Origin of the sequence: Stenotrophomonas sp. DR822, assembly GCF_019793815.1 — a bacterium.
Classification (GTDB): Bacteria; Pseudomonadota; Gammaproteobacteria; order Xanthomonadales; family Xanthomonadaceae; genus Stenotrophomonas; species Stenotrophomonas indicatrix.
Genome location: NZ_CP081826.1, coordinates 588,323 through 600,397, shown reverse-complemented (window position 1 = coordinate 600,397; position 12,075 = coordinate 588,323). Strand labels below are relative to the sequence as shown.

General features: G+C 66.5%; 10 protein-coding genes. All 10 read right to left on the bottom strand.

Annotated elements, in window-relative coordinates; genetic code table 11:
- Positions 1-2 precede the first annotated feature (2 nt).
- The 10 genes from K5K93_RS02775 to flgE all read right to left on the bottom strand — a co-directional run bounded on the left by K5K93_RS02775 (position 3) and on the right by flgE (position 12,057).
- Positions 3-1,193, bottom strand: coding sequence for a flagellin (locus tag K5K93_RS02775; protein ID WP_032974832.1), 1,191 nt, complete (start codon positions 1,191-1,193; stop codon positions 3-5).
- 72 nt (positions 1,194-1,265) lie between these two features.
- A complete protein-coding gene (locus tag K5K93_RS02770; RefSeq protein ID WP_222389692.1) occupies positions 1,266-2,486 on the bottom strand; it encodes a flagellin in 1,221 nt (406 codons plus the stop codon).
- A 533-nt stretch (positions 2,487-3,019) separates the two neighbouring features.
- Positions 3,020-4,222, bottom strand: a complete 1,203-nt coding sequence (gene flgL / locus K5K93_RS02765; RefSeq protein ID WP_033831049.1) for a flagellar hook-associated protein FlgL — start codon at positions 4,220-4,222, stop codon at positions 3,020-3,022.
- Positions 4,219-6,099, bottom strand: coding sequence for a flagellar hook-associated protein FlgK (gene flgK / locus K5K93_RS02760; RefSeq protein ID WP_222389690.1), 1,881 nt, complete (start codon positions 6,097-6,099; stop codon positions 4,219-4,221). The genes flgL and flgK overlap by 4 nt, the downstream gene beginning before the upstream one ends.
- Before the next feature lie 8 nt (positions 6,100-6,107).
- A complete protein-coding gene (flgJ, locus tag K5K93_RS02755; protein ID WP_025879102.1) occupies positions 6,108-7,301 on the bottom strand; it encodes a flagellar assembly peptidoglycan hydrolase FlgJ in 1,194 nt (397 codons plus the stop codon).
- Position 7,302: 1 nt separating this feature from the next.
- Positions 7,303-8,439 (bottom strand): flagellar basal body P-ring protein FlgI, encoded by a 1,137-nt coding sequence (locus tag K5K93_RS02750; RefSeq protein WP_032952134.1) that lies wholly within the window; start codon positions 8,437-8,439, stop codon positions 7,303-7,305.
- A gap of 8 nt (positions 8,440-8,447) precedes the next feature.
- Positions 8,448-9,140, bottom strand: a complete 693-nt coding sequence (gene flgH / locus K5K93_RS02745; protein ID WP_025879104.1) for a flagellar basal body L-ring protein FlgH — start codon at positions 9,138-9,140, stop codon at positions 8,448-8,450.
- A 22-nt stretch (positions 9,141-9,162) separates the two neighbouring features.
- Complete coding sequence (gene flgG, locus K5K93_RS02740; protein WP_025879105.1) at positions 9,163-9,948, bottom strand: flagellar basal-body rod protein FlgG; 786 nt, start codon at positions 9,946-9,948, stop codon at positions 9,163-9,165.
- A 103-nt stretch (positions 9,949-10,051) separates the two neighbouring features.
- A complete protein-coding gene (locus K5K93_RS02735; protein ID WP_025879106.1) occupies positions 10,052-10,801 on the bottom strand; it encodes a flagellar basal body rod protein FlgF in 750 nt (249 codons plus the stop codon).
- Positions 10,802-10,833: 32 nt separating this feature from the next.
- Complete coding sequence (flgE, locus tag K5K93_RS02730) at positions 10,834-12,057, bottom strand: flagellar hook protein FlgE (RefSeq protein WP_093818264.1); 1,224 nt, start codon at positions 12,055-12,057, stop codon at positions 10,834-10,836.
- Positions 12,058-12,075 lie beyond the last annotated feature (18 nt).

Here is a 12,075-nt window from a genome sequence, read left to right as displayed (position 1 = left end):
GATCAGCGCAGCAGGCTGAGCACGCCCTGCGGCACCTGGTTGGCCTGGGCCAGCATGGCCGTACCGGCCTGCTGCAGGATCTGGGTGCGGGTCAGCTCAGCGGTTTCCTTGGCGAAGTCGGTGTCCTTGATGCGGCTGCGCGACGCCGACAGGTTTTCCGACGAGGTCTGCAGGTTGGCCACCACCGAGGTGAAACGGTTCTGGATCGCACCGAGGTCGGCGCGGGTGCTGTTGATCGCACCCAGGGCCTTGTCGACCACTTCCATTGCCTGCTGTGCACCCTTGACGGTGCTGACGTCCAGATCGCTGGCGAACTTCGAGGCCGGTGCCGCCGCAGCGGTGGTGGCGGTGAAGGTCGGCGCGGTGGCGCCGGTCCAGGTGCCCGGCGTTGCGGTGATGGCCTTGAACGAGCCGTCAGCGTTGGTGCTGTCCTTGACCGAGGTCAGGGTCACGCCGGTGGTGCCGTTCACTTCGGCATAGACGCCGGTTTCGCCGATCTTGGCGTTGATCGCGGTGACCAGTGCTTCGCGGGAGGCCTTGCCGGTGGCAGCAGCGTCGGCGCCCTGCTTGACCGAGACGTCGGCGATGGCCACGCCGTTGATCGACAGGCCACTGGTGCTGAAATCAGCGTTGGTACCCGGATCGGCCAGGGCCAGCGCGTTGGTGTCGAACTTGGCGCCACCCAGGGCGTTGGCCTTGGCATCGATGGTCTTGTCGATGGCAATCGCCTGACCGGCGTTTGCGCCGACCTGGAACAGCTGGCTGGAGAACGAACCGTCCAGCAGCTTGGTGCCGTTGAAGTCCGACTGCTTGGCAACGCGGTCGATTTCCGAAACCAGCTGGGTCACTTCGGCCTGCAGCGCCTTGCGGTCGCTGGCCGAGTTGGTGGCGTTGGAGGCCTGCACCGACAGCTCGCGGACGCGCTGCAGGTTGTTGCCGATTTCGGTCAGCGAACCTTCGGCGACCTGGGCCAGCGAGATGCCGTCGTTGGCATTGCGGATGGCCACGTCGGTGCCGCGGATCTGGGTGCCGAAGCGCTCGGAGATCGCCAGGCCGGCCGCATCGTCCTTGGCACTGTTGATGCGCGAACCGGAGGACAGGCGCTGGATGGTGGTGGCCAGCGAGCTGCCGCTGGTGCTCAGGTTACGCTGAGCATTCAACGACATCGTGTTGGTGTTGATTACTTGTGCCATGAGGAGAGGTCCTTGAGCGGTTGCACGTGAGTTGGGTCAGACGCCCCTGACGTGCTTCAGGGGCGGCTCATGTCAGCGCTGCAACAGGCTGAGCACGTTCTGCGGTACCTGGTTGGCCTGGGCCAGCATGGCCGTACCGGCCTGCTGCAGGATCTGGGTGCGGGTCAGCTCTGCGGTTTCCTTGGCGAAGTCGGTATCGCGGATGCGGCTGCGCGATGCGGACAGGTTCTCCGAGGAGGTCTGCAGGTTGGCGACCACCGAGGTGAAGCGGTTCTGGATCGCGCCGAGGTCGGCGCGCACGCTGTTGACCGATTCGAGGGCCTTGTCGACGATGGACATCGCCTTCTGTGCGCCTTCGGCCGTGGTGACGTTCAGGTCCTTGACGAAGCTGGCGGTTGCACCGGTCAGCGTGCCGCCGTTGGTGCTGGTCTCGGTCAGGCCCAGGCCGGCAATGGTGGCGGCCGTGACGCCGGCCGGCGGGGTCGCCGCGCTGACACCCAGAGCGAAGGTCTGGCCGTCCTTGACCGAGGCCAGGCTGACCACGCCGGCGTTGACGGAGGCGACCACGCCGGTTTCGCCCAGCTTGTTGTTGATCGCGGCCGCGGTGGCCGAGGTGATCGATTCGCCTGCCTTCACGGTGAAGTTGCTGACGGTGACCGTGGTGGCGGCGCCGCCCGGAGGGGTCACCGAGATCTGCAGGCCAGAGTAGGTGGTATCGGCGGTGGCCTTGTCGGCTGCAGCCAGGCTGGTGCCGGTGTAGACGTTGGCAAAGCTGGCCGCGCCCAGCGAATCGGCCTTGGCGTTGACCACGCTGTTGATGGCGATGGCCTGGCCGGCGTTGGCGCCCACCTGGAACAGCTGGCTGGTGAACGAACCGTCCAGCAGCTTGGTGCCGTTGAAGTCGGCCTGCTTGGCGACGCGGTCGATTTCGCTGACCAGCTGGGTCACTTCAGCCTGCAGCGCCTTGCGGTCGCTGGCCGAGTTGGTGGCGTTGGAGGCCTGCACGCCCAGTTCGCGGATGCGCTGCAGGTTGTTGCCCACTTCGTTCAGCGAGCCCTCGGCCACCTGGGCCAGCGAGATGCCGTCGTTGGCGTTGCGGATGGCCACGTCCAGACCACGGATCTGGGTGGTGAAGCGCTCGCTGATGGCCAGGCCGGCGGCGTCGTCCTTCGCGCTGTTGATGCGCAGGCCGGACGAGAGGCGCTGGATGGTGGTGGCGAGCGAGCTGCCGCTGGTGCTCAGGTTGCGCTGAGCGTTGAGCGACATCGTATTGGTGTTGATTACCTGTGCCATGGGGTCGTCTCCTCTTATGTGGAACCCGTTGGTGAATGAAACGAAGCGCCGCCTGATTTTTTTGTTTGGCTGTGTGCTTCGCCGTTGCCAAATGAATAACGGCGCTTTGTCAACAACCTTTAGCCGGGAATTTCGTTGCAACCGAATTTCGTCGCTGAAAGCTGTTTTTCCGGGGTTTTCCGCCCTGGAAAAGCGTCAAGGCCACCCTTGGCAGGGGCGGTCGGGCAGGCCCAACCCACGCTGATGAAGGTATCGGCGGTGGCCGGCCGGGCTTGATGGACGATCCCGGAACATCCGCCGGGCATGGCCCGGCGCTACCAGCGCCAACCCTTCGGAACATCCGCCGTGCATGGCCCGGCGCTACCAGCGCCAACCCTTCGGAACATCCGCCGCGCACGGGCCGGCGCTACCAAGGCCAACCCTTCGGTAGCGCCGGGCCATGCCCGGCGAGCGCAGCGGTACATGACCGCAGAAACGAAAAAGGCCGCGATGCAGGGCATCGCGGCCTTGGGCTCCAGCGCTGGCGCGTGGAATCAGCGGATCTTGTTGAACAGCGACATCGACTGCATCTGCGAGAACAGCGTCTGTGCCGCCTGCAGCGCAGTGCTTTCCAGCTGGTACTGGCTCAACGCATCGGCGTAGTCCAGGTCGCGCATCTCCGACAGCGTGGTCTTCAGCGTCACGCCATTGGCCTCACGCATCTCCGCCGCGTTGTCCAGCGCCTTCAGCTGCGCGCCACCGGCAGCGCGCGAATCGATCATCCGTTCCGCCGCGCGGCCGACATCGCGCAATGCGCTCTGCAGCTCGTTCTGCTGCGCGGCCATCTTCGCCGGGGTGCCGGTATCGGCATCCAGTGCGGCGATCAGCTTGTCCATGGTGCCGAAGATGTCGCGGCTGCTGGCGGCCTGCACGTTGAAGCTGTCACCCGTTGCTGGCGCGCCAGCGATCTGCAGGCGAACGCCATTGATCTCCAGTTCGCTGCCGGCCTTGTAGGTGCCGGTGCCGGTTACGTTGCCGGCACCGTCGAGCACTTCGTACTGGTCGGCTGCGGTGAAGCGCACGCTGAACGATTGCCCGTTCCAGCTGTCGCTGCCATCACGGGTGATGTTGGTCAGCACGCCGTTGCCGGCGTTGCCTGCCGCTGCGCTGCCATCGACGAAGCCATCGCCGGTGGGGATGCGCAGGAAGATCTCGCTGCCGGGCAGGGCGTCGCGCACGTAGGTATCCGGGCCGACTTCCACCTGGCGCTGGGTCTGGTCGCCGCGATAGACAACCTTGCCGTCAATCTTGGCGAACGGCGGATCGCTGTCGTTGGTGCCGCCGAACACATAGCGGCCGGTGCCGTCGCTGCTGTTGGCCAGCGACAGCAGGCCCTCGCGGATCTGGTTCAACTCGGTGATCAGGGTCTTCTTGTCGGGCGCACTCAAGGCGGGATTGCTGGCCTGGATGGTCAGATCGTTGACGCGCGCCATCAGGTCGTTGACCTGGGCCAGGGTGTTTTCCTGCACGCCCAGGCGGTTCTGCACGTTGTTGCCGTTGAGCTTCATGCGTTCCAGTGCGGCCAGGCTGCGGTCCAGGCCCACCGCGGCGCCTGCGGCGACCGGATCGTCCTTGGCGCTGACGATCTTGCTGCCGGTGGCGATCTGCTGTTCCAGGTGGCTGAGCTTGGCCTGCTTGGCCATCATCAGCGCTACCGACTGGCTGTACATCATTCCGGTGGAGATGCGGTTGCTCATCGGCGCACGGCTCCCAGGATGGTCTGGAACATGGAATCGGCGGTGGAGATCAGCTGCGAGGCGGCCTGGTAGGCCTGTTGCAGGCGCAGCATGTCGGCCGCCTCCTCATCGAGGTTGACGCCAGACACTTCGTCACGCGCTGCCTGTGCCTGGTCGGCGATCACCTGCTGCGCTCCCAGCGAATACTCCGCCGAACGCGCTGCCGCACCGACCTGGGTGGTCAGCCCGCCCAATGCGCCGCCCAGCGTCACCGTGCCGGCGTTGAACGCCTTGGCCGATTCCACCTTGGACAGCTTGGTGGCGTTGCTGTTATCCGACGAGCCGGCCGGAGTGGGGGTGATGTTGAAGGTGTCGCCATTCTTCGGCACGCCATCGAGCACGAAGCTCCAGCCGTTGGCGCTGATGGTCTGCCCGGGCGTATAGGTCTGCGGTGGGCCGCCATCGATGGTGTAGGTGGTGGCCGAGGTGAACACGATCGCAGCGGGATTGCGCAGGTTGGCGTTGGCCGCATCGGTCACGGTCACGCCGCTCAGCTTGCCGGTGCCGGTGTTGGCCAGTGCGGCTGCGCCCTTGATGGCGGCGGCCGCGGCAATGCGCGACGGATCGGTGATCGCCATCTCCAGGCTGCCGGCCACGCCAGCGGTCGGCTGCAGCAGGAAGCGGTCGTTGGCCGCCGGGGTACCGCCCACCACCAGCTTCACGCCGTTGATGATCAACGGGTCGGCAGCGGTACCGGTGCCGGTCAGCGCCACGCTGGCGCCGGTGTCGGCGCGGCTGGCGGCCCAGTTGCTGCCATCGAACTTGAGCACGATGTTCTGTGCTTCCAGCTTGCCGAGGTCGCCGTAGCTGGCGGTGATCGCGCCAGTGCCGGTGTTGCCGGCATTGCCGGTGACACGCGGCGTGCCGATGTTGAAGAAGTCGCCGCCCATCTGTCCGTACAGATCCACGCCCTGGCGATGGGTGCTGTTGAACGTCTCGGCCAGGCCCACAGCCAGCTTGCCCAGTTCGGCCTGGGCCGGGGTCAGCACGGTGTCGCGGAACTCGAGCAGGCCGCCGATCTGGCCGCCCACGGCCTTCGGGTCCAGGGTGATGGTGCCGCCCTGGGTCTGCAGTGCGAGCTGAAGGCGCTCGGGCTGGTACGGGTCGGCCACTGTGGTGACCTTCGATGCGGTGGTACCCACCACCAGCGCCTGGCCGCCGGCGGTGTAGACGTTCATGATGCCGCCGTCCTGGATCACCGCGGTGCCGCCGGTGTAGCCCACCAGCTGCGAGATCAGCTGGTCGCGGCGGTCCAGCAGGTCGGGCGCGGCGTTGGCGATGTTGGTGCCGATGGCACCATTGATCTGCGCGATCTCCGACGCCAACCGGTTGACTTCGGTGGCACCGGCCATCAACCCGTTGTTGACCTCGCCATTGAGGTTGTTCAGGTGGGTGTTGAGCTGGCTGAAGCGGTTGGCCAGGGCCTTGGCGCCATCGAGCATGTTCTGCCGGTCGGCAGTACCCGCTGCGTTGGAGGACAGGCCGCTGACGGTATCGAAGAAGTTCGACCAGACCCCGGCCACGTTGGTGGCCGCGTCGGAGAACAGGGCATTGACCCGGTCGGCCATGCCCGAGAGCTGCTTCAGGCGTGCCAGTTCACCGCCGCTGTCGAGCAGGCGCGAGATCGCCAGCTGGTCGGCGGCGCGGCGGATGTCGACGATGCGGGTGCCGTTGCCAACGTCACCATAGCCGTAGTTCTGCGGGGTGGCGGTGGCGAAGTCGACCTTCTGCCTGCTGTAGCCGGGAGTGTTGAGGTTGGCCACGTTGTGGCTGGTGGTGGCCAACGCACGCTGGAAGGCGAGCAGGGCACTGGTACCGGTGGAAAGTACGCTGGACATGGGGTTCCTCAACGACGGGTGATACCCAGCGCCGCGGTTGCGGTGCTGGCGAAGGTCTGGCCGATGCGTGAGCCGGCGTCGGCCACGGCGGCCACGGCGCGCTCGATGGTCGGGCCGCCGGCGATCGCGGCGATCTTGGCCGCGTAGCGCGGGTCGGTGGCGTAGCCGGCGCGTTGCAGGCCGCGCGCGAAGCCCTGCACATCGGTGCCGGCCTGCAGCGCCTGCTGGTAGCGCGGGCTGGTCTTCAGCAGGCGCACGTAGTCGGCAAAGCTCTCTGCAGGCGAGGTGTAGGCGCGGAAGCTGGCGGTCTCGTTGCGGCGCACGCCATCGACATACTCATGGGTGCCGGCGGTAGCGCTCTGGCCCTTCCAGCCGGTGGCCTTGATGCCGAACAGGTTGTGCGAGGTGCTGCCATCGGCATGCTTGATCTGGCGCTTGCCCCAGCCGGTTTCCAGCGCTGCCTGCGCAACCAGGGCGCGCGCGTCCACGCCCAGTTCCTTGGCCGCGCTCTGCGCGTGCTGCCAGATGCTGGCGACGAAGCCTTCCGGGGTGTGTGCGCCCAACTGGGCGACGGCGGTGCGCGTGGCCAGTGCATCGGCCGGGGTGCCGCTGCTGCCACGGTTGCTGGCGGTCGGCGCCCACTGGTCGCTGGCAGCGGCCCAATCGGCGCCACCGATGGCACCGGCATAGGGATCGTCGGTACCCAGCGAACGGTGCATGCCGCTGCTTTCCCGGCCCGCAATCAGGTCCAGCGCCTGCTCCATCGGGGCGACGGAGGACTGCGCGCCATCCTGCACACCGGCCGCCATCTGCTGCAGCATGCGCACGGCCTGGCCGGCGTCCTGCAGCGGCAGCGACGGCGCCGCCGGCGCATTGAGCTGGTAGGCGCGGCTGGCCTTGGCCGGGTCCACCCGGGTATCCAGCGCCGGGCCATCGGCCTGCGCGCCGGACAACTGGCGGGTGATCATGCTCGACAGGCCCAGGCCCTTGCCGCGGGTCATCGCCTCGGCGATCTTCTGGTCGTACATCTCCCGGAACATCTTGTTTTCACCCGGGAACAGCGAATCGCCGAAGCTGGCGTCACGCATGCTCTTGACCAGCATCTGCGCGAACTGGCCTTCAAGCTGGCGCGCGACCTTGTCGATCTTGGCCGGGTCGTTCTGCTGGGCCGGGCTGAGTTCGAATGCGGGAGTGATGCGCATGTCAGATCACCTCGAGCTCGGCGCTCAGGGCGCCGGCCTGCTTCAGTGCTTCCAGGATCGCGATCAGGTCACCCGGTGCTGCGCCAACGGCGTTCACCGCATGCACGATCTCGTCCAGGGTGGTGCCGCCGTTGAACTTGAACATGCGGCTGCCATCGTTGGTGGCGGTGATGGTCGACTGCGGCGTGGCCACGGTCTGGCCACCGGCAAAGGCGTTGGGCTGGCTGACGTTGGTGTTTTCCTGGATGGTCACCGTCAACGAGCCATGCGAGATCGCGGCCGGGCCGACACGCACCTGCTGGCCGATGACCACGGTGCCGGTACGCGAGTTGACCACTACCTTGGCCGGTGCAGCGCCCGGGGTCAGTTCCAGGTTTTCGATACGGGCCAGCAGGCCGATGCGCGCACCGGCATCGGTGGGCGCACGCACGGCAACGGTGCCGCCGTCCACGGCACGCGCCGAACCCTCGCCGAAGGCATTGTTGAGCGCACCCACCATCCGCGAGATGGTGGTGAAGTCGCTGTTGTGCAGGTTCAGGGTGATCTCGCCGCTGGCGCCGAACACATCGGGCAGGGCGCGCTCAACGGTCGCACCGTTGGGGATGCGGCCGACGCTGGGCACGTTCACCGAGACGCGCGAACCGTCCTTGCCCTGTGCACCGAAGCCGCCCACGATCAGGTTGCCCTGGGCAATCGCGTAGACCTGGCCGTCGGCACCGCGCAACGGCGCCATCAGCAGCGAGCCACCGCGCAGCGACACGGCGTTGCCGATCGAGGACACGGTGATGTCGATCGGCTGGCCGGGCTTGGCGAACGGCGGCAGCTCGGCGTGGATTGCCACTGCCGCCACGTTCTTCAGCTGCGGGTTGACGTTGGCCGGTACGTTGACGCCCAGCTCGCCCAGCAGGTTCTTCAGGCTCTGCACGGTGAAGGGCGCCTGGCTGGTGCGGTCGCCGCTGCCATCCAGGCCGACCACCAGGCCGTAACCCACCAGTGCATTGCCGCGCACGCCACCCACCTGGGCCAGGTCCTTGATGCGCTCGGCGCTGGCGGGAGCGGCCACCGCGAAGACCATGAACACGGCACAGTAGAGCGACGCTGCGCGTCGCTGCCAGGAAGAAGAGAAGGAGAGTTTCATGGCCATACTCAGAACGGCGTCAGGCCGGAGTTGAAGAAGCGGCTCAGCCAACCCATCGCGTTGGACTGTGCGACAGGGCCGCGGCCGCCGTAGACGATGCGTGCTTCGGCCACGCGGCTGGAAGGCACGGTGTTGTCCGCGCTGATGTCGCCGGGACGCACGATGCCCTGTACCTGCACGAGCTCATCACCCTGGTTCAGGCGCAGGTTCTTCTGCCCCTGCACCACCAGGTTGCCGTTGGGCAGGCGCTGTACCACGGTCACGGTCACGTTGCCCTGCAGGCGGTTGCTCTGCGCGCTGTTGCCCTTGCCGGTGAAGTCGCGTGCTCCCTTGGCTGTTGCACTGAGGATGTCCTTGCCGCCCAGGGTGACCGGTGCGCCGAGAATCGACGGCGTGCCGAGGCTCAGGTTCGATTCCTTGTTGGTGGCGGTGTTGGCGCTGGTCTGCGCGGTGGTGTTCTCCAGCAGGGTGATGGTCAGCAGGTCGCCGACATCGCGCGCACGGCGGTCCGAATACAGCTGCAGGGTCGGGCCGGCGGCGTAGATCGCGCCGGCGGTCGGTTCGGCCTGCGGCGGCATGATCGGCTGCAACGGCGCCATCGTCGGATAGGGGCGCACGTCGCCAGCGATCACGCAGCCACCGAGCAGGGCAGCCACGGCGCAGGCGAGGGCAGTACGGGCGAAGGAAGAAAGGGGCGACATGGCAGTATCCCGGTGAGGGCGGTCAGAGCTTGTTGCTGAGGTAGCCGAGCATCGAGTCGGTGGTCGAGATCGCCTTGGCGTTCATTTCGTAGGCGCGCTGGGTTTCGATCATCGACACCAGCTCTTCCACCACGTTGACGTTGCTGCCTTCCAGCGCACCCTGCACCACGGTGCCCAGGCCGTTCAGGCCGGGATTGCCGTTCTGCGCCGGGCCGGAGGCGGTGGTTTCCAGGAACAGGTTTTCACCACGTGCCTGCAGGCCCGCCGGATTGACGAAGTCGGTAAGGGTCAATGCACCCACTTCCACCGATGCCGCACCGTCGGCCATCTTCACGCTGATGGTGCCGTCGGTACCGATGGTCACCGACTGCGCGCCTTCGGGAATCTGGATGCCCGGCTGCACCGGGTAGCCGCTGTTGGTGACCAGCTCGCTGTCCTGGTTGATCTTGAACGAGCCGTCGCGGGTGTAGGCCGAGCTGCCGTCGGGCATCTGCACTTCGAAGAAGCCGCGGCCGTTGACCATCACGTCAAGCGCGCGGCCGGTCTGCTGCTGGCTGCCCTGCTCGAAGTTCTTGGCGGTGGCCACCACGCGCACGCCGGTGCCGATCTGCAGCCCGGTGGGCAGCTGGGTCTGTGCCGAAGAGGAACCGCCGGGCTGGCGCACCTGCTGGTACAACAGGTCCTCGAAGCTGGCGCGGTCCTGCTTGAAGCCGGTGGTGTTGGTGTTGGCGAGGTTGTTGGAAACCACCGACATGCGCATCTGCTGCGCATCCAGTCCGGTTTTCGCGATCCACAATGCCTGGTTCATCTTCGGAGTCCTGTCTGGGTGAAGCCGGCCGCGCGGTGCGGCCCATGGGGTAGGGAGTGCAAGCGGCGTGCCAGCACCGGCGCGGGCCGGTGCCGGAATTCCGTCAGCTGCCCAGGCGCAACAGGCTGTTGGCGCTGCGCGCGTTGTCATCGCCGTGCTTGATCACCTGCACCTGCATTTCGTACTGGCGCTGCAGCTGGATCATCTGCACCAGCGCGCCGGCGGCATCGACGTTGCTGCCTTCCAGCTGGCCGCTGTGCACCGCCGTGCCCTGCGCCTGGGCGAACGGCTGCAGCGGATCGGTATTGCGGAACAGGCCATCCAGGCCGCGTTCGAGGCGATCATCCGGCGCCTGCACCACCTTGATCCGGCCGATCATCGCCATCGTCTGCGGGCCTTCGCCCTGCGGGATGATCGAGATCGTGCCGTCGTTGCCGATCTCCATCGCCTGGTAGGGCGGAATCGCGATCGGGTTGTTGTTGTCGTCCAGCACCGGACGGCCGCTGGAGGTCACCAGCTGGCCGTTCGGGGTCACCGACAGCGCGGCGCCACGGGTGTAGGCCTCGCTGCCATCGGTGGACTGCACGGCAAGCCAGGTGCCTGTCTGCAATGACAGGTCCAGCGGCTTGCCGGTGATGTGCTGCGCGCCGGCCGTGCGGTTGAAACCCGCGTCGACGTGCAGTGCATCCACCCGCGAAGCAAAGCCCGGGCCACGGATCGGGAAGGCTTCGGTGTTGGCCAGCGCTTCCTTGAAGCCGGGAGTGTCCGAGTTGGCGAGGTTGTGGCTGAGCGTTCCCTGCGCCTGCAGAGAGGCGCGGGCACCGGTCATCGCCACGTAAAGGGCTTTATCCATGCGGGGAGTTCCGTGACAGGGTCAGCAGGTCATCAACGGATGTTGATGACGGTCTGGGTGATCTGGTCCTGGGTCGTGATCATCTGCGCGTTGGCCTGGAAGTTGCGTTGCGCGGTGATCATGTTGACCAGCTGTTCGGTCAGGTCGACGGTGGAGGACTCCAGCGAACCGGCCTGGATCTTGCCGAGGTTGGAGGTGTCGGCGGCGCCGGTGCGCGGCGTGCCCGAATCGAAGGTCTCCACCCACAGGTTGTTGCCCTTCTGTTCCAGGCCCTGCGGGTTGTTGAAGCTGGTCAGTGCGACCTGGCCCAGCGGCTTGTCGTCGCCGTTGGAATACCGGGCGAACACCACGCCGGTTTCCGAAACGGTGATCTCGTTGAGCTTGCCGGCCGCGTAGCCATCCTGCTGGGTGTTGCGCAGGGCGAACTTTTCCCCGTACTGGGTCGAGCCGCTCACATCCAGCGTCATGTTCAGCACGCCGGCGCCGGTGGTCGGGGTGAAGGTGCCCAGGCTGATCTTGCCGCTGGCCGGCGCGGTCAGCTTGCCGGCGTTGTCGAAGGTCAGCGGGGTCGGCGTACCGGCCGGCTGGCCATCGACATAGTTGTGCACCGTCCAGGCATTGGTGGCCGCTTCCTTGACGAAGTAGGACACCTGGGTATGGCTGACGCCCAGCGAGTCATACACGGTGATGCCGCCGCTGGAGTGGCTGTAGCTGTTGGAATTGGTGGGGTCGAAGGGGTTCACCGTCGGCTGCTTGGCATTGCCGGGAAGGGTGAAGCCGACCTTGACCTCGCTGGTCTGCTTGGGCGGGCTGTCAGTGGTCAACAGCTGCAGGTCGACCAGGCGGCCGGCGTCGAAGTTGGTGCCGTCCGCGTTCGGTGCGAATACCTGCAGGCGAGCGCCCTGCGGGTTGACCACGTAGCCGGCGGCGTCGGTCTGGAAATTGCCGGCGCGCGAATAGACGCGTGCACCGTTCATGTTCATGGTGAAGAAGCCCTCACCGGAAATGGCCATGTCCAGGCTGCGGCCGGTCTGCTCGTTGTTGCCCTGGATGAACTGCTGGGCCACGTTGGAGACGCGCACGCCCGAACCGATCGCGTTCTTGGACAGGCCGTAGCTGGTGGCGGCGAACAGGTCGGCAAATTCCGCACGCGACTGCTTGAAGCCGGTGGTGTTGACGTTGGCCACGTTGTTGGCGGTGACGCTCAGGTCCGAGTTGGCAGCGTTGATGCCGGACAGGGAAATGTTGAAGCCCATGGGATGCTCCTGTTGGAT